Source organism: Vibrio chagasii (assembly GCF_002954585.1).
GTDB lineage: Bacteria > Pseudomonadota > Gammaproteobacteria > Enterobacterales > Vibrionaceae > Vibrio > Vibrio chagasii_A.
Map to the genome: position 1 here is coordinate 327,892 of NZ_MSCI01000002.1, position 19,707 is coordinate 347,598.

General features: G+C 45.3%; 19 protein-coding genes. 18 read left to right on the forward strand and 1 reads right to left on the reverse strand.

All coding sequences use genetic code 11. The features are described 5' to 3' along the window. Positions 1–28 precede the first annotated feature (28 nt). The 18 genes from iscU to BTO10_RS09670 all read left to right on the forward strand — a co-directional run bounded on the left by iscU (position 29) and on the right by BTO10_RS09670 (position 18,179). Positions 29–406: a Fe-S cluster assembly scaffold IscU gene (gene iscU, locus BTO10_RS09585; protein ID WP_004740340.1), complete on the forward strand. Its 378-nt coding sequence runs from the start codon at positions 29–31 to the stop codon at positions 404–406. A gap of 95 nt (positions 407–501) precedes the next feature. Beyond that, complete coding sequence (gene iscA / locus BTO10_RS09590; RefSeq protein WP_061033300.1) at positions 502–825, forward strand: iron-sulfur cluster assembly protein IscA; 324 nt, start codon at positions 502–504, stop codon at positions 823–825. 84 nt (positions 826–909) lie between these two features. After that, positions 910–1,425, forward strand: a complete 516-nt coding sequence (hscB, locus tag BTO10_RS09595; RefSeq protein WP_004740338.1) for a co-chaperone HscB — start codon at positions 910–912, stop codon at positions 1,423–1,425. 22 nt (positions 1,426–1,447) lie between these two features. Next, positions 1,448–3,298: a Fe-S protein assembly chaperone HscA gene (gene hscA, locus BTO10_RS09600; RefSeq protein WP_105024397.1), complete on the forward strand. Its 1,851-nt coding sequence runs from the start codon at positions 1,448–1,450 to the stop codon at positions 3,296–3,298. 20 nt (positions 3,299–3,318) lie between these two features. Continuing rightward, on the forward strand, positions 3,319–3,657 hold the full coding sequence (gene fdx / locus BTO10_RS09605) for an ISC system 2Fe-2S type ferredoxin (protein ID WP_004740336.1): 339 nt from the start codon (positions 3,319–3,321) through the stop codon (positions 3,655–3,657). A gap of 118 nt (positions 3,658–3,775) precedes the next feature. Then, positions 3,776–3,976: a Fe-S cluster assembly protein IscX gene (iscX, locus tag BTO10_RS09610; protein WP_004740335.1), complete on the forward strand. Its 201-nt coding sequence runs from the start codon at positions 3,776–3,778 to the stop codon at positions 3,974–3,976. A gap of 206 nt (positions 3,977–4,182) precedes the next feature. Next, positions 4,183–5,478 carry an aminopeptidase PepB gene (gene pepB / locus BTO10_RS09615; RefSeq protein WP_004740334.1) on the forward strand — a complete coding sequence of 432 codons (1,296 nt, stop codon included), beginning with the start codon at positions 4,183–4,185 and terminating at the stop codon, positions 5,476–5,478. Between the two features lie 106 nt (positions 5,479–5,584). After that, positions 5,585–6,019 carry a nucleoside-diphosphate kinase gene (gene ndk, locus BTO10_RS09620; protein WP_004740333.1) on the forward strand — a complete coding sequence of 145 codons (435 nt, stop codon included), beginning with the start codon at positions 5,585–5,587 and terminating at the stop codon, positions 6,017–6,019. 1,065 nt (positions 6,020–7,084) lie between these two features. Beyond that, positions 7,085–8,227, forward strand: coding sequence for a bifunctional tRNA (adenosine(37)-C2)-methyltransferase TrmG/ribosomal RNA large subunit methyltransferase RlmN (locus tag BTO10_RS09625; RefSeq protein WP_004740331.1), 1,143 nt, complete (start codon positions 7,085–7,087; stop codon positions 8,225–8,227). Between the two features lie 438 nt (positions 8,228–8,665). Further along, positions 8,666–9,619, forward strand: coding sequence for a cytoskeleton protein RodZ (gene rodZ, locus BTO10_RS09630; RefSeq protein ID WP_004740330.1), 954 nt, complete (start codon positions 8,666–8,668; stop codon positions 9,617–9,619). A gap of 7 nt (positions 9,620–9,626) precedes the next feature. Further along, the gene (gene ispG, locus BTO10_RS09635) at positions 9,627–10,748 is read left to right on the forward strand and encodes a flavodoxin-dependent (E)-4-hydroxy-3-methylbut-2-enyl-diphosphate synthase (RefSeq protein ID WP_004740329.1); all 1,122 of its coding nucleotides are present in this window, start codon (positions 9,627–9,629) and stop codon (positions 10,746–10,748) included. A gap of 70 nt (positions 10,749–10,818) precedes the next feature. Further along, a complete protein-coding gene (gene hisS / locus BTO10_RS09640) occupies positions 10,819–12,087 on the forward strand; it encodes a histidine--tRNA ligase (protein ID WP_063522634.1) in 1,269 nt (422 codons plus the stop codon). Positions 12,088–12,166: 79 nt separating this feature from the next. Next, positions 12,167–12,781 carry a YfgM family protein gene (locus BTO10_RS09645; RefSeq protein WP_004740327.1) on the forward strand — a complete coding sequence of 205 codons (615 nt, stop codon included), beginning with the start codon at positions 12,167–12,169 and terminating at the stop codon, positions 12,779–12,781. Positions 12,782–12,791: 10 nt separating this feature from the next. Then, complete coding sequence (bamB, locus tag BTO10_RS09650) at positions 12,792–13,952, forward strand: outer membrane protein assembly factor BamB (protein WP_105024398.1); 1,161 nt, start codon at positions 12,792–12,794, stop codon at positions 13,950–13,952. A 158-nt stretch (positions 13,953–14,110) separates the two neighbouring features. After that, the gene (der, locus tag BTO10_RS09655) at positions 14,111–15,592 is read left to right on the forward strand and encodes a ribosome biogenesis GTPase Der (protein WP_004740325.1); all 1,482 of its coding nucleotides are present in this window, start codon (positions 14,111–14,113) and stop codon (positions 15,590–15,592) included. Positions 15,593–15,724: 132 nt separating this feature from the next. Beyond that, entirely contained in the window at positions 15,725–16,624 is a 900-nt protein-coding gene (locus tag BTO10_RS09660) for a metal-dependent hydrolase (protein ID WP_105024399.1), read from the forward strand. A 289-nt stretch (positions 16,625–16,913) separates the two neighbouring features. Beyond that, on the forward strand, positions 16,914–17,915 hold the full coding sequence (locus BTO10_RS09665) for a GGDEF domain-containing protein (protein ID WP_105024400.1): 1,002 nt from the start codon (positions 16,914–16,916) through the stop codon (positions 17,913–17,915). Positions 17,916–17,951: 36 nt separating this feature from the next. After that, positions 17,952–18,179 carry a zinc ribbon domain-containing protein gene (locus BTO10_RS09670; RefSeq protein ID WP_105024401.1) on the forward strand — a complete coding sequence of 76 codons (228 nt, stop codon included), beginning with the start codon at positions 17,952–17,954 and terminating at the stop codon, positions 18,177–18,179. Positions 18,180–18,268: 89 nt separating this feature from the next. Here BTO10_RS09670 and xseA read toward each other — a convergent pair whose 3' ends face one another. Next, the gene (gene xseA / locus BTO10_RS09675) at positions 18,269–19,609 is read right to left on the reverse strand and encodes an exodeoxyribonuclease VII large subunit (protein ID WP_105024402.1); all 1,341 of its coding nucleotides are present in this window, start codon (positions 19,607–19,609) and stop codon (positions 18,269–18,271) included. Between the last annotated feature and the right edge of the window lie 98 nt (positions 19,610–19,707).

The window sequence follows — 19,707 nt, forward strand, 5'->3', positions numbered from 1 at the left end:
CGGATATAGAGGATTCGAGGTAACTATCATGGCATATAGCGAAAAAGTAATTGATCACTACGAAAACCCACGTAACGTAGGTTCGTTTGACAAAGAAGACCCAAGTGTAGGTAGCGGCATGGTTGGCGCACCAGCTTGTGGTGACGTAATGAAACTGCAAATCAAGGTAACACCAGAAGGTATTATCGAAGACGCAAAATTCAAAACTTACGGTTGTGGTAGCGCAATCGCTTCTAGCTCTCTGGTAACAGAGTGGGTTAAAGGTAAAAGCATTGATGAAGCGGCTGCTATCAAAAACTCTGAAATCGCAGAAGAGCTTGAGTTGCCACCAGTGAAAGTTCACTGTTCAATTCTTGCTGAAGATGCAATCAAAGCAGCAGTTGCGGATTACAAAAAGAAGCGTTAATCGTCTCCTTAAGTAATCCTTAAAAAAGTAATATTTGGGAGCATCCTTTGTGCTCCCCCTGAGTTCTCAATTTATATAAAACACAAGGTTGTAGTATGGCCATCACCATGACAGAGACGGCGGCAAGTCGAGTTCAAGCTTTCCTAGATAACCGAGGCAAAGGTATCGGGTTACGCTTAGCGGTTAAAACCACTGGCTGTTCGGGCATGGCATATGTACTAGAGTTCGTTGACGAGCTTAACGAAGAAGATCAAGTGTTTGAGCATTCAGGTGTTAAGGTCATCATTGATCCAAAGAGCCTAGTTTACCTAGACGGTACTGAGCTTGATTACGTAAAAGAAGGCCTAAACGAAGGTTTTGAATTCAACAACCCTAACGCGAAAGGCGAGTGTGGTTGTGGTGAGAGCTTCAACGTATAAGCGATTGAATCGTTAGACGTTTATAGTGAGCGAAGAATAAAATTAGGCTCTGATTTAAGAGCCTAAACTTAGGACCACCGTTACATGAATCATTTCGAATTATTTGGGCTACCACTTCAGTTCCAGCTGGATGGTAGCCTTCTTTCTTCTCAGTTTAGAGATCTGCAACGCCAATTCCATCCTGATAACTTTGCTACAGCTTCTGAGCGAGACCGCTTACTAGCCGTGCAAAAAGCCGCGCAAATTAACGACGCGTATCAGGTGCTGAAGAATCCAATTAGCCGCGCTGAATACCTGTTAGTTCAACATGGTGAGGATATTCGCGGCGAGCAGCAAACCATGCAAGACCCAATGTTCCTTATGGAGCAAATGGAACTGCGTGAAGAGCTTGAAGACATCGCCGACAGTTCTGACCCGGAAGATGCATTGTTTGCATTTGAAGGAAAGGTTAGCAAAATGTATAAACAACAATTAAGCGCTATCCAACAAGAACTCGACAGCCAGGCTTGGTTAGAAGCAGCAGACCGAGTAAGAAAGCTTAAGTTTATTGCAAAATTAAAGAATGAAATCGAGCTAGTTGAAGATCGTTTGATCGGCTAGTTGGTACAACAAGGACACATCCATGGCACTACTTCAGATTGCAGAACCAGGGCAAAGCGCCGCTCCTCACCAGCACAAGCTTGCTGTGGGTATTGATTTAGGTACAACAAATTCATTGGTTGCGTCAGTGCGCAGTGGTGAGGCGAGCACGCTCGTTGATCAAGATGGTCGTAGCATTCTGCCTTCCGTTGTTCATTATCAGTCAGACTCACACACGACTGGTGATGAAGCTCGTGCAAATGCACAGACTGATCCTAAAAATACCATTATCTCAGTTAAGCGATTAATTGGTCGCTCATTGGCTGATATTCAGCAACGATACCCATCTCTGCCATATCAGTTTGAAGAAAGTGATAATGGTCTACCTGTGATTCGTACAGAACAAGGCAACAAGAACCCGATTCAAGTATCTGCTGATATTCTTAAAGCACTAGGTCAACGTGCTGAGTCTACATTAGGTGGTGAGCTATCTGGTGCGGTGATTACCGTTCCTGCGTATTTCGATGATGCACAACGTGCTGGTACTAAAGACGCGGCGCAGCTGGCTGGTTTTCATGTGTTACGTCTTCTAAATGAACCAACGGCGGCAGCGATTGCTTACGGTCTGGATTCAGGCAAAGAAGGGGTGATCGCGGTTTACGACTTAGGCGGCGGTACGTTTGATATCTCCATTTTGCGCTTGTCTAAAGGTGTCTTTGAAGTTCTGGCAACTGGTGGTGATTCAGCATTGGGCGGTGATGATTTTGACCACCTTGTCGCAGATCATTTCCAAGAGCAAATGGGATTATCAGAGCTCACTGCTGAGCAAAACCGTGCACTTCTAGATGCTGCAACGGAAGCTAAAATTGGCTTGTCTGAATCAGAAATCGTTGATGTTGAAGTACTAGGTTGGTCTGGTTCATTAACTCGTGAAGAGTTTGAAGAGATCATCAAGCCTCTAGTTAAGAAAACACTACTTTCATGTCGTCGTGCTCTAAAAGATGCAGAAGTTGATGCGGATGAAGTGCTAGAAGTAGTCATGGTTGGTGGTTCAACTCGTACATTACTAGTACGTGAAATAGTGGGTGACTTTTTTGGTCGTACGCCATTAACCAGCATTAACCCTGACGAAGTAGTTGCGATTGGTGCGTCAATTCAAGCGGATATTCTAGTAGGTAACAAACCTGATTCAGAAATGTTGCTACTGGACGTAATCCCACTTTCACTAGGTATCGAAACCATGGGTGGCCTAGTAGAAAAGATCATTCCGCGTAACACTACGATCCCAGTAGCTCGCGCACAAGAATTTACTACGTTCAAAGACGGTCAAACTGCAATGACAGTACACACCGTGCAAGGTGAACGTGAAATGGTTGATGACTGTCGTTCACTTGCTCGTTTTGCTCTGAAGGGCATTCCACCAATGGCTGCTGGCGCGGCGCATATTCGTGTGACTTACCAAGTGGATGCTGATGGCCTGCTATCAGTTACGGCTATGGAGAAGAGCACAGGTGTTCAAGCTGAAATCCAAGTGAAGCCTTCTTACGGTCTGAGCGATGATGAAGTTGCTAACATGCTGAAAGACTCAATGACGTTTGCGAAAGAAGACATGCAAGCGCGTGCTCTTGCTGAACAACGCGTGGAAGCAGATCGTGTTATTGAAGGTCTGATTGCAGCAATGCAAGCCGATGGCGATGAGCTACTTAACGAGCAAGAAAAACAGCAGCTTCTTCAGGCGATCGAAACCCTGATTGAAGCACGCAACGGCGACAATGCCGATGCTATTGAACAAGAAATTAAAAATACCGACAAAGCGAGCCAAGACTTTGCTTCACGTCGTATGGATAAATCAATTCGTGCTGCACTGTCAGGTCAGTCAGTCGATAATATTTAATAGTTAGAGAATAGATAAACATGCCAAAGATTATTGTTTTACCTCACGAAGATCTATGTCCAGAAGGCGCTGTTTTAGAAGCAAAAACTGGTGAAACGGTTCTTGATGTTGCACTAAAGGCCGGTATTGGTATTGAGCACGCATGTGAAAAATCGTGTGCATGTACAACATGTCACGTTGTGATCCGTGAAGGTTTCGATTCTTTAGAAGAGAGTGATGACCTAGAAGACGATATGCTTGATAAAGCATGGGGCTTAGAAATGGAATCTCGCCTAGGTTGCCAAGCGAAAGTCGCTGACGAAGACCTTGTTGTTGAGATTCCAAAGTACACGTTGAACCTAGCGTCTGAAGACCATTAAGAACTTCTCAGCAGTCATGGTGTTTGTCGCCATGACTGAGATAACGGTTTAACAAAACTGGCCTAGAATATAGATCATAAAAGTGACTAAGTGTCTCTGATAAATATAAGGAAGTGTTATGAGCTTGAAGTGGATTGATTCTCGCGATATCGCAATTGAGCTATGTGATTTGTACCCTGATACTGATCCTAAAACGGTACGTTTCACCGATCTGCACCAGTGGGTATTAGACCTTGAAGAGTTTGACGACGAGCCTAACCACTCGAACGAAAAGATCTTAGAGGCTATTATTTTGTGCTGGATGGATGAGATGGATTAATCATCACATCGATGATTTGGCTATGGAGTGAAATCAACCCCATATAAAACGCAGCCAAGTTAACAATTCTTACTAAAAAAAGCGGACCTTATGGTCCGTTTTTTTATCAAAATGACATTTTACTCCTACATAATGCTAACATCAGTGCGCTAATAAAAAATAATCAGGATCACTCAAGCAAGGTGGTTCTCAGACAAGGAGAAATCATGTCTACACAGATGTCAGTATTTTTAAGTCAAGAAGCTGCCCAGCCTCAGTGGGGAGCAAAAGCTATCTTATCGTTCTCGGAAGCAGGAGCGACAATTCACATTGGTGAAGGCCACGATCTTGGTGCCGTTCAACGCGCAGGTCGCACACTTGACGGACAAGGTCTTTCATTCGTTTCACTAAGTGGTGAAGGTTGGGACCTAGAAAGCGTATGGGCTTTCAATCAAGGTTACCGTGGACCAAAGAAAAAGAATACATTGGAGTGGGACGCACTGCCAGAAGCAGACCAAGCTGAACTAGAAGCGCGTATCCGTGCTACAGATTGGACGCGTGACATTATCAATAAGACGGCTGAAGAAGTCGCACCTCGTCAACTGGCAACAATGGCAGCTGAATACATCAAGTCAGTTGCGCCAGAAGGCACAGTTAAAGCAAAAATTGTTAAAGATAAAGACCTACTAACTGAAGGTTGGGAAGGCATCTACGCGGTAGGCCGCGGCTCTGAGCGTACTTCAGCAATGCTTCAACTGGACTTCAACCCAACAGGCGATGAAAACGCACCTGTATTTGCTTGTCTAGTTGGTAAAGGTATTACTTTCGACTCAGGCGGTTACAGCATTAAACCAGGTCAGTTCATGACTGCAATGAAAGCGGACATGGGTGGCGCAGCGACTATCACTGGTGGTTTAGGCCTTGCGATTGAGCGTGGTCTGAACAAGCGCATCAAGCTTATCCTATGTTGTGCAGAGAACATGATCTCTGGTCGTGCATTGAAGCTTGGCGATATCATCACATACAAGAACGGTAAGACAGTTGAGATCATGAACACCGACGCAGAAGGTCGTTTAGTTCTAGCTGATGGCCTGATGTACGCAAGTGAGCAAAATCCTGAGCTTATCATCGACTGTGCAACGCTGACGGGCGCTGCTAAAAACGCACTGGGTAACGACTACCACGCGCTAATGAGCTTTGATGACGAGCTGGCTCACCAAGCACTAACGGCGGCTAACCAAGAGAAAGAAGGCCTGTGGCCACTGCCTCTTGCGGATTTCCACCGTGGCATGCTGCCTTCAAACTTTGCTGACCTTTCAAACATCAGCACGGGTGATTACACTCCTGGTGCAAGTACTGCTGCTGCGTTCCTGTCTTACTTCGTAGATGACTACAAAAAAGGCTGGATGCACATGGATTGCGCGGGTACTTACCGTAAATCTCCAAGCGATAAATGGGCGGCAGGTGCAACGGGCATGGGTGTTCGCACACTGGCTCGCATTCTTATCGACCAAGCAAAATAATAATAACGGTGAGCGGTGTTTCGATACCGCTCATTGATTACCTTAGATCGAATGATCTTCGTAATTTCAGTATTTAATAACAAAAAAATGAAGTGAAGGAATCCCTATGGCTCTAGAAAGAACGTTCTCAATTGTTAAGCCGGATGCAGTTAAGCGTAACCTTGTAGGTGAAATCTACCACCGCATCGAAAAAGCAGGTCTAGAAATTATCGCTGCTAAGATGGTTCATCTAACTGAAGAGCAAGCGAGCGGCTTCTACGCGGAACACGAAGGCAAAGAATTCTTTGGTCCACTAAAAGAGTTCATGACTTCTGGTCCTATCATGGTTCAAGTACTAGAAGGCGAAAACGCAATTGCTCGTTACCGTGAACTTATGGGTAAAACAAACCCAGAAGAAGCGGCATGCGGCACGATCCGCGCTGATTACGCAATCAGCATGCGTTACAACTCAGTACACGGCAGCGACAGCCCAGAGTCTGCAGCTCGTGAAATCGAGTTCTTCTTCCCAGAATCTGAGATTTGCCCACGTCCTGCTCAATAAGCGACACAGCAAATGATTCTAAAGGCTTCACTTCGGTGAGGCCTTTTTTGTTTCTGATGGATTGTGGAAGAGAAGTGAGTGAAAAGATGTCAGGGTTAGTCGCGTCATTCCCGATAGCGACGAAGGAGCGTAGTCGGGAATCTCTATTAGTTGTTGGAGATTCCAGATATCTCGTCCCTCGATTCTGGAATGACGAGGTTTGAGGAATTGGTGACCTGAAGACCATGAATGGAAAGTTATTGGGCAAGTTTTTACGTCATTCCCGAAAGCGACGGAGGAGCGCAGTCGGGAATCTCTATTAGTTGTTGGAGATTCCAGATATCTCGTCCCTCGACTCTGGAATGACGAGGTTTGAGGAATTGGTGACCTGAAGACCATGAATGGAAAGTTATTGGGCAAGTTTTTACGTCATTCCCTAAAGCGACGGAGGAGCGCAGTCGGGAATCTCTGTTTGTTGTTGGAGATTCCAGATATCTCGTCCCTCAGTTCTGGAATGACTAGGTTAGGGAACTGGTGACCAGACGACTATTAATGGAAAGTTACTGAGTAAACTTTCACGTCATTCTCGATAGCGACGGAGGAGCGCAGTCGTGAATTTCAGTTGTGGTTGGAGATTCCAGATATCTCGTCCCTCGATTCTGGAATCACGAGGTTTGAGGAATTAGTGACCTGAAGATTATGAATGGAAAGTTACTGAGCAAGTTTTTACATCATTCCCGAAAGCGACGAAGTAGCGTAGTCGGGAATCTCTATTCGTTGTAGGAGATTCCAGATACTTCGTTCCTCAGTTCTGGAATGACGAGATTTGAGGGACTAGTGAACTGATGACTATAAATGGAAAGTTACTGAGTGAGTTTTTACGTCATTCCCGAAAGCGACGAAGGAGTGTAGTCGGGAATCTGGTTCTTATTTCCAGAATTGTAAGTAATGAAAGTTGGTTGTGTAAATTTTAATCACTTAAGTTTGAATGTCTTAGTAAACACAGGGTTTTACAACCCTTGTTGAACATGCGTAAAGGCTGTACAATTCGCGCCCTTAATTATTGTTCCGTCATTGAGAGGCATCATGACCACAGCTAAAGTCAATCTACTCGATTTTGATCGTAAAGGTCTTCGTAAATTTTTCACAGAAGAATTGAATGAGAAAGCTTTTCGCGCAGATCAAGTGATGAAGTGGATGTATCACTTCGGTGTCGATGACTTCGAAAATATGAACAACATCAACAAAAAGTTGCGTGAAAAACTTCAGCGCCGCTGTGAAATTGTTGCACCTGTTGTTTCTGAAGCTCAACACTCTTCAGACGGCACAATTAAATGGGCGATGAGCGTTGGCGACCAAGACGTTGAGACGGTATACATCCCAGACGGTGACCGTGCGACTCTATGTGTATCTTCACAGGTTGGCTGTGCGTTAGAGTGTAAATTCTGCTCGACTGCTCAACAAGGCTTTAACCGTAACCTGAAAGTTTCTGAGATCGTGGGTCAAATCTGGCGTGCATCTCGTGAAATCGGTCTAGAGAAAGAGACTGGTCGTCGTCCAATTACTAACGTTGTAATGATGGGCATGGGCGAGCCGCTACTTAACATGAAAAACCTAATGCCATCCTTAGAGATCATGCTTGATGACCTAGGTTTCGCACTGTCTAAGCGTCGCGTAACAGTATCTACTTCAGGTGTTGTATCTGGCCTTGACCAAATGACAGACAACATCGACGTAGCACTAGCTATTTCTCTACACGCGCCAAACGATGAACTTCGTAGCCAAATCATGCCGATCAACGACCGTTGGGATATCCAAGATTTCCTAGCATCTGTTCGTCGCTACATTGCTTCTTCAAACGCTAACCGCGGTAAAGTAACGGTAGAGTACGTTCTATTGGATCATGTGAATGACGATATGGACCACGCTCGTGAACTTGCTGAGCTAATGAAAGACACGCCATGTAAGATCAACCTGATTCCATTTAACCCTTACCCAGGTTCACCATACAAGAAGCCAAGCAATTCTCGTATTGACCGCTTCCAAAAAACGCTAATGGAATACGACTACACAGTAACGGTTCGTAAAACGCGTGGTGACGATATTGATGCAGCATGTGGCCAGTTAGTTGGTGATGTTATCGATAGAACTAAGCGTACTAAAATGCTTAAAGCAGCTTCAGAAGCCAACTTGGTTGCCGGTGGTGTGATTGAAGTAAAAGCGGTTTAAAACGCGATTTGAATCAAACAAGCCAGAAGTCTTACTTCTGGCTTGTTGCGTTTTTGGGACTTCGTTTTCTATTTTTTGGACTTCTTGCCCACGCTTTCTTACATTTTTCGTCAATTTTTGGACAAAAGCATGAGCTGACGGTAAATTTTGTTGAAAGTATTTTTGCCTTGTAATGGCATTAGCTTATGATTAACTAATCTTAAATTAATTTAAGTGCTCGCTTGTTACCGACCATCAATATGTCTATTTAGGTTGGCTACTTGATAAACTAGCTTCCTGAGAACGTCACTAATAATAAAATGCATGTCGTTCGTCTTTAAGGGTTGATGGGTTGGGTAACAGGACTAATTCCACATAAGTGGGTTGCTAGAATGAGCTTAAACGACAATAAAAAACGCTCTCGTCGACCTGCGATAATATTTTAGAAGTTCACTCTCTATGAACACAGAACACGACACACAAGCGCAAGAACCAATCGCTCCAGCTCTAGAAGCGGGGACGCTACTGAAAAATCAACGAGAAGCTCTTGGTTTAACACAAAAGCAGATCTCGGATCGCCTAAAACTACGCATCTCTTTAATTCAACAAATTGAAGAAAACCAATTTGAGTCAGACCAAGTCGCAACCTTTATGCGTGGTTATATCCGTTCATACGCGAAATACGTCAATCTTGATGAAAAAGTGGTACTTAACGCGCTTCGCCATTCAGGTGATGCTCAACATGAAGATCAAGAAATGCTGAGCTTTTCTCGTAAGACGAAAACAGAAAAGCACAACAGCCGTATTATGCTGCTCACTTGGGGTATCTTTGCAGTTATCGTCGGTATCTCTTCACTGTGGTGGTGGCAGAATCAACAACAAGATACCCTGTCTCAATCTCTGGCTAACACTGAAAGTTCAGAAGAGCTTGCGGTGGAAGAGTCGCTGGACCCTGAGTTCGCCTCTTTAGAAGTGATTGAAGCTGAGCAGAACGACGCAGCGGCTTCTGTGATTGAAGATACTGAAGGCCTTGCTGCAATCAGTGATGCGGCAGATACTTCAGCTGCACTTGACGTGACTGATGAACAACCAGCAGTCGACGCAGAACCAGCTGTTGAATTAGAAACTGCTGAAGCAACAACTGCTCCTGAAACAACACCAACACCTGAAGTGGCAACCAAAGCTCTAACGATGCAGTTTACTGCAGACTGTTGGATTCAAGTTAAAGATGCGACCGGCAAAACCTTGTCAACTGGCATCAAAAAAGCGGGTCAGTCACTAAATCTATCAGGAACAGCGCCATATAAAGTGATTCTAGGTGCGCCAGAAGGCGTATCAATGACATTTGCAAGTGAACCTGTCGACCTTTCTGGGTATACTTCAGGCAAAGTAGCCAGAATAACCTTACCTTAGAGTTAATATGCAACACGAATCTCCTATTATTCGTCGCAAATCAACCCGTATTTATGTGGGTGATGTGCCGATCGGTGATGGTGCACCTATTGCTGTGCAATCCATGACCAACACAAGAACAACAGACGTAGCCGCAACCGTTGCTCAGATCCGAGCTTTGGAAAATGTGGGCGCTGATATCGTTCGCGTATCTGTACCGACTATGGATGCCGCTGAAGCATTTAAGCAAATCAAGCAGCAGGTTTCTGTTCCTTTGGTCGCTGACATTCACTTTGACTACCGTATCGCGCTGAAAGTGGCTGAATACGGTGTAGACTGTTTGCGTATCAACCCAGGTAACATCGGTAACGAAAGCCGTATCCGCTCAGTTGTTGATTGTGCTCGTGATATGAATATTCCGATTCGTATTGGTGTTAACGGTGGTTCTCTTGAAAAAGAGATTCAAGAGAAATACACAGAGCCAACAGCAGAAGCGCTTGTTGAATCAGCAATGCGTCACGTAGATATCCTAGACCGTCTCAACTTTGATCAATTTAAAGTGAGCGTTAAGGCGTCTGACGTATTCCTAGCTGTAGGTTCATACCGTTTACTGGCGAAACAGATTGATCAACCGCTTCACCTTGGTATTACCGAAGCTGGTGGTGCACGTGCTGGTGCGGTTAAGTCTTCTGTTGGCTTAGGTATGCTTCTTTCTGAAGGTATTGGCGATACGCTACGTATCTCGCTAGCGGCGGATCCTGTTGAAGAGATCAAGGTTGGCTTCGATATTCTTAAATCTTTGCGCATTCGCTCGCGTGGTATCAACTTTATCGCGTGTCCAAGCTGTTCTCGCCAAGAATTCGATGTTATTAACACCGTAAACGCGCTTGAAGAGCGTCTAGAAGACGTAATTACCCCAATGGATGTCTCTATCATCGGTTGTGTGGTGAATGGTCCTGGTGAAGCAGAAGTATCTCATCTAGGCCTAGCGGGTAGTGCACGTAAGAGTGCCTTCTACGAAGATGGTAAGCGTCAGAAAGAGCGCTTTGACAACAACGACCTTGTTGATCAGCTTGAAGCTAAGATTCGAGCAAAAGCATCAGTGCTTGATAAAGCAAATCGCATTGATGTAGAAAACCTAGAAGATTAATAAAACGCGATGAGGTGCGGTTGTCTATTCGCATCAACACCTGGTCGTGAGAAATTACGGAATAAATATTGTGGCTAAAAATATCCAAGCAATCCGAGGCATGAACGACTGCCTACCGACTCAATCACCACTGTGGCAGAAAGTAGAAAACGCAGTGAAAAATGTGGTGAGTGCACACGGTTACAACGAAGTGCGTATGCCTATCGTTGAAGAAACAAACCTATTTAGCCGCGCAGTGGGTGAAGAGACAGACGTTGTTTCAAAAGAGATGTACACCTTTGATGACCGTAACGGCGATAGCCTAACGCTACGTCCAGAGGGCACAGCGGGTTGTGTACGTTCATGCATCCAAAACAGCCTTATTAACCGTGATGAGCAACGCCTATGGTACATGGGCCCAATGTTCCGTCACGAGCGTCCTCAAAAAGGTCGCTACCGTCAATTCCATCAATGTGGCGTGGAAGTGTTTGGCCTAGACGGTCCAGACGTTGACGCAGAACTTATCATGATGACTGCGCGTCTATGGCGTGAGCTAGGCATCGACAAGCACGTTCGTCTAGAGCTGAACTCAATCGGTTCTACTGAAGATCGCGCGAACTACCGTACAGCACTTGTTGCTTTCCTTGAACAGCACATTGATGTGCTAGACGAAGATTGCAAACGTCGCATGCACACAAACCCACTGCGTGTACTAGATACTAAGAACCCAGACGTTCAAGCTATCTTAGGTGACGCACCTCGACTTTCTGAATACTTAGGTGAAGAGTCGAAGCAACATTTTGCTGGTTTGTGTGAACTTCTTGATGCCGTTGGTATCGAATACCAAGTTAACGAGCGTCTAGTGCGTGGTTTGGACTACTACAACCGCACAGTATTTGAGTGGATCACTGAAAGCCTAGGTGCTCAAGGTACCGTATGTGGCGGCGGTCGTTACGACGGTCTTGTTGAGCAACTTGGCGGTAAAGCAACACCAGCTGTTGGTTTCGCAATGGGCCTAGAGCGTCTAGTCCTAATGATGGAAACGCTAGAGCTTACAGAAGTTCGTCGCAGTGTTGATGTTTACATGGTTGCGGCTGGCGAAGGCACTATGATCGCGGGCATGCAATTAGCGAATCAATTACGTGATACCGTTGAAGGTGTACGTGTAATGAGCCACTTCGGTGGTGGTAGCTTCAAGAAGCAATTCAAACGTGCAGACAAAGTAGGTGCTGTAGTTGCTCTGGTACTGGGTGAAAACGAAGTAGCAGACAACACTGTGGTATTGAAAGATCTGGTTGGTGGTGAACAAGAAGTTGTTGCCCAAGCAGACGTTGCTGCAAAAGTAGCTGCGCTAATCTAATTAGCCTTAGAGCAAACGCTCATAACGAATACTAACGTCAGCACTATGCTGGCGTTTAAAGAATTAAAGAGGACAGGAAGTGGAACTTTACGATAGCGAAGAGCAGCAGGTTGAAGCCATTAAAGATTGGTGGAAAGAGAACGGTAAAGCCGTAATCTTCGGTGCGGTTATTGGTTTAGGCGGTCTATTCGGTTGGCGCTACTACCAAGATTCAGTAGTTGAGGCGCGTGAAGCTGCTTCAGAAAGCTACACGGCAGTAATCTCTGCTTTAGATGCAAAAGGCGTTGATGCTCAATCTGATATTCAAGCTTTTATCGACGCAAACAAAGATGCTGAATACTCAGTACTTGCAGCGATGCAGCTAGCAAAAGTACAAGTACAAGCGGGTGATTTATCTGCGGCACTTGAACAGCTAGAGTGGGCAAAAGCGGCAACTAAGGATGCAGCACTTTCGCCACTACTGACTTACCGTGTTGCTCGTATCAAAGCTGAGCAAGGTGAATTCGATGCTGCGTTGTCTGATCTTGCTGCAGTAACTGACGAATCTTGGAAAGGCCGCGTGGCTGAACTACGAGGTGATATCTCACTTCGTAAAGGCGACACAGATGCAGCATACAGTGCTTACACAGAAGCACAGCAAGCTGTTGATGCGAGCCAAACGCTTCAAATCAAACTTGACGACCTAGCTAAATAAGGCGCTTTGAATGAAGAAGATGTTTCCAAAAGCGGCGTTGTGTGCGATTGCTCTTGGCCTATTAGCTGGCTGTGCGGGTGAAGAAGACACCGTGATCATGGCGCCAGTACCAACGGTAAACAGTGAGTTCACTCCTAAACAAGAGTGGTCGACCTCGGTTGGTGATGGTGTTGGTCACTACTTTTCAAAACTGACGCCTGAGTTGGCTTACGACAAAGTGTTTGTTGCAAGCCGTGAAGGTCTGGTTAAAGCGCTGGATCCTGAAACGGGTAAAGAGCTGTGGAAAACAGATCTTGAGAAAGATGTACTGGCTCGTTTGTCTGGTGGCTTAACTGCTGCTTACGGCAAAGTGTTTGTTGGTTCTGAAAACGGTGAAGTAATTGCACTGGATGAATCGACTGGCGAAGAGCTGTGGCGTGTATCGGTAAACGGTGAAGTGCTAGCATCTCCTGCCACTGACAACAACATGGTCTTGGTTCACACTAGCCGCGGTATGATGCTCGCGCTAGACCAAGAGACCGGTGAACAGAAGTGGGCAATCAGTACTGAAGTTCCAAGCTTGACGCTACGTGGCGACAGTGCTCCTGTTGCGGTTTCTGGTGGTGTGTTCTGGGGTACGGCAAATGGGCGTCTAGCAGCAGCTATCGTCGAGCGTGGTCAGCTGATTTGGCAACAACCAGTTGGTACACCAAAGGGCGCGACGGAAATCGATCGCTTGGTTGACGTAGATGCATCGCCAGTTGTACTGGGTGGTACCTTGTACACCGTTGGCATTAACGGTCAGTTGATTGCCATTGATCTACGCTCAGGTAAGCCAGTTTGGAAACGTAACTACTCGTCAGCGATTGATTTAGCAAGTGACGGTAGCCGTTTGTTCCTAGTAACAGATAAGGATCATGTGGTTGCGGTTGATGCTCGTAGTGGTACTGAACTGTGGAGCACTCCATTACTAGAAAACCGTTTACTGACAGCACCTGCTATCATTAACGGATACGTTGTTGTGGGTGATACAGAAGGTTATCTACACTGGTTAGATCGTTCAACGGGTGAGTTTGTTGCTCAGCAGTTAGTTGATGACAGCGGCTTTGCGGTAGCGCCAATTGAACTGCCTGAAGGCTACTTAGTGACAACTCGCAACGGCGATGTAAAGAAACTGACGATTAGCCAATAAAAGCGTGATATAATTCACAGTCGGCTCCTGGTTGGTAACAGCCAGGAGCCGTTTTGTTGTTAAAAATTAATAAACCATGTGGTTATAGGTAAGAGTTTAAACTTGCGAACAAGTGCTTACCTATAACTACATTAAGAGAAGAAATTGTAGAGGTTGTTATGGTACCTGTTGTTGCTCTAGTAGGGCGTCCGAACGTAGGTAAATCTACGTTGTTTAACCGATTGACTCGAACTCGTGATGCATTGGTTGCGGATTTCCCTGGCTTAACGCGTGACCGTAAATATGGCCATGCTCAACTTGGTGAGCATGAGTTTATTGTTATCGACACTGGTGGTATCGACGGTACCGAAGAAGGTGTTGAAACTAAAATGGCAGAGCAATCATTAGCAGCGATCGACGAAGCTGATGTTGTACTGTTCATGGTAGATGGCCGTGCTGGTCTAACACCATCTGACGTTGCTATCGCGAAGCACCTTCGCCAACTAGAAAAGCCTTCGATGCTTGTAGTAAACAAGGTTGATGGTATTGACCCTGATGCAGCAAGTGCTGACTTCTGGCAGCTAGGTGTAGAAGACATGTACCAAATCGCTGCAGCGCACGGTCGTGGTGTTACAGCACTAATTGATCTTGCTCTAAACCCATTTGCTGAAGCACTTAAAGCTGAGCAGGGTGAAATTAGCGATCTAACAGAATTTGAAGACGAAGAAGCAGAGCAGGTTGATTTCACTGAAGAAGAAGCGGAACAAGAGTTCAAGCGTCTGCAAGATCAGCCAATCAAGCTTGCTATTATTGGTCGTCCAAACGTAGGTAAATCAACGCTAACTAACCGTATCCTGGGTGAAGAGCGTGTGGTTGTTTACGATATGCCTGGTACTACTCGTGACTCTATCTACATACCAATGAGCCGTGATGAGCGTGAATACGTTCTGATCGATACTGCGGGTGTACGTCGTCGTAAAAACATCAACGAGACCGTAGAGAAATTCTCGGTTGTTAAAACGTTGAAAGCGGTTGAAGATGCGAACGTTGTTCTACTTGTGATTGATGCTCGTGAGAACATCTCAGATCAAGACTTGAGCTTACTAGGCTTTGCATTGAACGCTGGTCGTTCAATCGTGATCGCAGTAAACAAGTGGGATGGCCTAGATAACGACGTGAAAGAACGCGTTAAGAAAGAGCTAGACCGTCGTTTAGGTTTCGTTGATTTCGCACGTATTCACTTCATCTCTGCACTTCACGGTACTGGTGTTGGTCACCTGTTTGAATCGGTTCAAGAGGCTTACAAGTCTGCGACAACCCGTGTTGGTACGTCTGTCCTAACTCGTATCATGAAGATGGCGACTGATGATCACCAACCACCTATGGTTCGTGGCCGTCGTGTGAAATTGAAATACGCGCACGCGGGTGGTTATAACCCACCAATTATCGTTATCCACGGTAACCAAGTTCGTGACTTGCCAGATTCATACAAGCGATTCCTGATGAACTACTACCGTCGTTCACTAGAAATCATGGGTACGCCAATTCGCATTCAATTCCAGAACAGCGAAAACCCATTTGAAGCTAAGACGAACAAGCTAACTATCTCTCAAGAGCGCAAACGTAAGCGTATGATGAGCATGGTAAAAGGACGTAAATAGTCCTTTTCAATAGATTTGATACCCGAGCCTGTCTCGGGTATTTTTTTAAGCAAAATTTACGTTATCTGATAATCGCGTCTTGCGAGGAGTTATCAGTAAGCGACCTAGACTAGATTCCAAAAGAAGAACGACATGACAACGAGCGACGCTATTACACCAGCAGCAATCACACCGACCATCACCCAATTCTGTCATCAGACTTGGCAGCTTGAGGCAAAGGTTCTGTATGTTGAAAGTGATGAGAACAAAACCTACTTGATTACTGATGTGACTCCTTTTCATCCTGTTAGCCATATTTGGCCAGATCACCCAGCGGATAAAGGCACCGTTAACCTTGGTGGCGTGCAATATATTGTTGATGATTGCCTAGTTGGTGCGATAGAACAATCTACTGGCAAACTTTATGTAGCAGCAGATATCCCTGTTAAGCGAGATACAGAGGGTTGGGTGTTTGTGGTGGTCCATCAACTACCTATATCTGCTTCTACGATAAGTATTAACGAGCAGATATCGCTGTCAGTTGATAAAGAGTATCAAGCAAGCCTTAGCCGTGGTCATAGCGCGGGACACGTCGCCTTCTTAGCGTTGAATAAGGTTTTAGCTGACAGCTATTGGCGCAAAGATGCAGACCGCAAAGATCCATTGGGCAGCTATGACTTTAATAGCTACGCCCAAGTCACCAGCTTTGTAACGCCTGAACAGTGTAAAGACACTTATCGCTTGGGCAAAACCTTGAAGAAGCGCGGCCTTAATGTGGCTGATATGCTAGCGAACCTTGAGGCCATTGAAGCCGATGTTAATGAGCTGATTTCTGTTTGGTTAGCACAACCAACGGCGGTTACGATGAGGTTAGAGGGCGAGGCGTTAACAGACTCTCGTTACTGGGAGTGGCAGCTTGACGCAGATACTCAGGTGACTATTCCTTGTGGTGGTACACACATTGGCAATACCGCAGAATTTGGTGCGCTGTCCGTTAAGTTAACCCAGTTAGATGACCAAAACATTGAAATGCTGACGCATGTAATTCGATGATTTGAGTAATAGATCGAAATAACTTGTGCTGTTTATTCTGTTTTAGGTTGTCACTTTTAATATAATTAACTGTTTAAAATTGAAATGCAGCACATGTAACTTATGCTTTCGGTATGTGGTGATATAAATATTCTTTTTGGGGTAGATCGCTGATCAAAATAGATAAAGCGAAAGATCAACCTATGATCTTCGATTGTGTGTCGTGGTAATTAAGTGTGTTATTATTAACCAATAACAAGCTTGCACAAGAACAAGCTGTACCCGATTAAATAATTGAAAGCTTTAGTGAATGGAACAACAATTTTTATTAGAAGGCCACCGAGCAGTCAATAGGTTGCTTCGGAAGCTTGCCCTTGGGATGGATCGCAAGGACTTAAACCGCAAGATCATAGAGCTCACAGAACAGCTTTTTGGTCAGCGTATGGCTTCAATTTTACTGCTCAACGCTGAGTCTCAGACTTTGCATCTCGAATATGCTCCAAATTTGCCTGATTTCTATAATCAACAGATAGAGGGCGTTGGTATCGGTGTTGGAGTTGGTTCGTGTGGTGAGGCTGCTGCGCTTAAAAAAGCAGTGATGGTCTCAGACATCAATACCCATCCTAACTGGGCTCCTTTCTTGGCGTTAACAACCCAGGCTAATCTTCATGCATGCTGGTCTGTGCCAATTCTTTCGTCAAACGGGCATGTACTCGGTACTTTCGCTATATACAGCCAATATGTTTCCGAGCCACATGAATTCGAACTTGAGATCTTAGAACTACTCGCTTCCCTATATTCGGTGGCATTAGAAAAATACGAGCTGGAAAACCAGCTTAACTTTTTCGCTAATCGTGATTCTCTTACCCACTGCTTGAATCGTCGTGCCTTGTTCAATGAAGCTGAAAAGGTCTTGGCCAAACGCTGTTTTGCACAGAAGGTGATGGCGTGTCTGTTTGTCGATGTCGATAAATTCAAATTAATCAATGACACCTACGGTCACAGCTTTGGTGATGATGTGCTTTTGGCGGTTGCTAGGGTGCTTGATGATGCTACTACGGCGTGTGCCAAGATAGGCCGTTATGGTGGTGATGAATTTGTGGTGTTCTCTTGTTTTGATGACAAAGATAGCGTTGTTAGCTTTTATCACCGACTAGAACAAACACTACAACAAGCGCTTTATATTAATGATGTGCAGTTCTCAGTGAGTGTTGGCCTTGCTTGTGAAAAAGATCCACAAGGGCTAGATCAGTTGATCGCACAAGCTGATAAGAACATGTACCAAATCAAACAAGCGAAATCCAAGCAGTAGTAGATTGTAAAAAGAGTCGTGAATTAGGAAATACTAATGAGTGAAAATCTCTGCCCCAAGTGTCAGTCAGAGTTTGGTTGGGACGGACAATACCACTGTGAAAATTGTCAGGCACATTTTACCAAAGTAGGGTTCTGCCCAGAATGCAGCAGCCAGTTAGAAAAACTTCAAGCTTGTGGTGCCGCGAGCTACTTTTGTAATGGTGACTGCAACGAGCTTAAATCTAAGTCGAGAGTAAAGTTCGAGTTCCAAGTTGCGGACTAGCTTTTACTGAGTTTTCTTATTAGATACAAAAAAGCCCTGTCGATTATCGATGGGGCTTTCTAGTTTTTAACGTTCGAATTAGTTCTAAACTAGCCCTTAGTTGCTCTTGCCGTCACTTGCGACTCAATCACGCCATCTTCAACTTGAGTGGTGATCACTTCACCGACTTCGACATCGTTAATTGATGACACCGTCTTGCTCGATGCTGAATGAGTAATGCTGTAACCACGCTTTAGGGTTGCCAGTGGACTAACGGTCTCTAATTTCTCGGCAGCCATTGCTAGCTGGTGGCGAGTGGTTAGCAGGGTTTTATCCATCGCATCTAATAGCTTTTGCTCTGAACGTTGCAGATGCAGTTTTTGTTCACCCAAGCGTTTAACCGGCGAGTTCAATTGAAGCTGATGTTGCTTACGTTCGACACGTTGTGCATGCTGCTTTAGGTATTGAGTCATTCCGCGACGCAGGCGCATGTCTAGATCATCCAGCTGCTGGCTCTGCTTTTGCAGTTGGTAGCTAGGGTGCTGTCTTTCTAAGCGGTGTTTCAATGCTTGAGTCGACTGCGCTTGCTTGATTAGTACGTGGCGAATCGCACTGACTAAGCGAGCACGTTTAGAAGCGAAAGCTTGCTCTTTATGACTGTTGTCACGGCTAACCAATTCAGCTGCAGCTGATGGAGTAGGAGCGCGCATATCGGCAACGAAATCGGCAATAGTGACATCCACTTCGTGGCCGATGGCGCTGATGATTGGAATCTGGCTTGCAGCAATAGTGCGAGCAACGATCTCGTTGTTGAAGCACCAAAGGTCTTCTAATGAACCGCCACCACGGCCCACGATTAACACATCACACTCATTGCGTTCATTAGCACGTCCAATCGCTTGAGCAATTTGAATCGCCGCTTCTTCGCCTTGCACCATAGCTGGGTATACCACAACCGGTAACGAAGGATCACGACGTTTAAGTACGTCCAAGATATCGTAGAGAGCAGCACCGGTCTTAGAGGTAACAACACCAACGCGCTTTGGGTGCTCAGGAAGAGGTTGTTTACTCGATTGAGCGAACAGCCCTTCTGCGGCGAGGTTCATCTTCAGCTTTTCAAACTCTTGCTGAAGTTTACCGTCACCTTCTGGCTGCATACTTTCGATGATAAGTTGGTAGTCACCGCGCGGCTCATAGAGAGAGAGGCGAGCTTTAACTAATACTTGATTACCATTTTGAGGCCTAAAGGTGACTCGGCGGTTATTGCCACGAAACATGGCACACTTAACTTGAGCGCGAGAATCTTTAAGAGTGAGGTACCAGTGACCAGAGACAGGTGCAGAGAAGTTTGAGATTTCACCAACGAGCCACACTATTCCCATTTCGTTTTCTAATAGGAGACGAACCTCTGAGTTGAGGCGAGAAACAGTAAAGATGTTTGGATTAGTCATAGAAGCACTATCTTTCCTTGAAGGAAGGTCTTTCTTGGAATATCACAGGGCGTGAGTATGGAAGATAGCGGCAATATAATACATATCAAGGGGGTAAA

What these genes read in the sequence shown, in the direction of transcription:
- iscU (WP_004740340.1), top strand. Translation starts at nt 29, where the DNA reads ATGGCATATAGCGAAAAAGTAATTGATCACTACGAAAACCCACGTAAC.
- iscA (WP_061033300.1), top strand. Translation starts at nt 502, where the DNA reads ATGGCCATCACCATGACAGAGACGGCGGCAAGTCGAGTTCAAGCTTTC.
- hscB (WP_004740338.1), top strand. Translation starts at nt 910, where the DNA reads ATGAATCATTTCGAATTATTTGGGCTACCACTTCAGTTCCAGCTGGAT.
- hscA (WP_105024397.1), top strand. Translation starts at nt 1,448, where the DNA reads ATGGCACTACTTCAGATTGCAGAACCAGGGCAAAGCGCCGCTCCTCAC.
- fdx (WP_004740336.1), top strand. Translation starts at nt 3,319, where the DNA reads ATGCCAAAGATTATTGTTTTACCTCACGAAGATCTATGTCCAGAAGGC.
- iscX (WP_004740335.1), top strand. Translation starts at nt 3,776, where the DNA reads ATGAGCTTGAAGTGGATTGATTCTCGCGATATCGCAATTGAGCTATGT.
- pepB (WP_004740334.1), top strand. Translation starts at nt 4,183, where the DNA reads ATGTCTACACAGATGTCAGTATTTTTAAGTCAAGAAGCTGCCCAGCCT.
- ndk (WP_004740333.1), top strand. Translation starts at nt 5,585, where the DNA reads ATGGCTCTAGAAAGAACGTTCTCAATTGTTAAGCCGGATGCAGTTAAG.
- BTO10_RS09625 (WP_004740331.1), top strand. Translation starts at nt 7,085, where the DNA reads ATGACCACAGCTAAAGTCAATCTACTCGATTTTGATCGTAAAGGTCTT.
- rodZ (WP_004740330.1), top strand. Translation starts at nt 8,666, where the DNA reads ATGAACACAGAACACGACACACAAGCGCAAGAACCAATCGCTCCAGCT.
- ispG (WP_004740329.1), top strand. Translation starts at nt 9,627, where the DNA reads ATGCAACACGAATCTCCTATTATTCGTCGCAAATCAACCCGTATTTAT.
- bamB (WP_105024398.1), top strand. Translation starts at nt 12,792, where the DNA reads ATGAAGAAGATGTTTCCAAAAGCGGCGTTGTGTGCGATTGCTCTTGGC.
- der (WP_004740325.1), top strand. Translation starts at nt 14,111, where the DNA reads ATGGTACCTGTTGTTGCTCTAGTAGGGCGTCCGAACGTAGGTAAATCT.
- BTO10_RS09660 (WP_105024399.1), top strand. Translation starts at nt 15,725, where the DNA reads ATGACAACGAGCGACGCTATTACACCAGCAGCAATCACACCGACCATC.
- BTO10_RS09665 (WP_105024400.1), top strand. Translation starts at nt 16,914, where the DNA reads ATGGAACAACAATTTTTATTAGAAGGCCACCGAGCAGTCAATAGGTTG.
- BTO10_RS09670 (WP_105024401.1), top strand. Translation starts at nt 17,952, where the DNA reads ATGAGTGAAAATCTCTGCCCCAAGTGTCAGTCAGAGTTTGGTTGGGAC.
- xseA (WP_105024402.1), bottom strand. Translation starts at nt 19,609, where the DNA reads ATGACTAATCCAAACATCTTTACTGTTTCTCGCCTCAACTCAGAGGTT.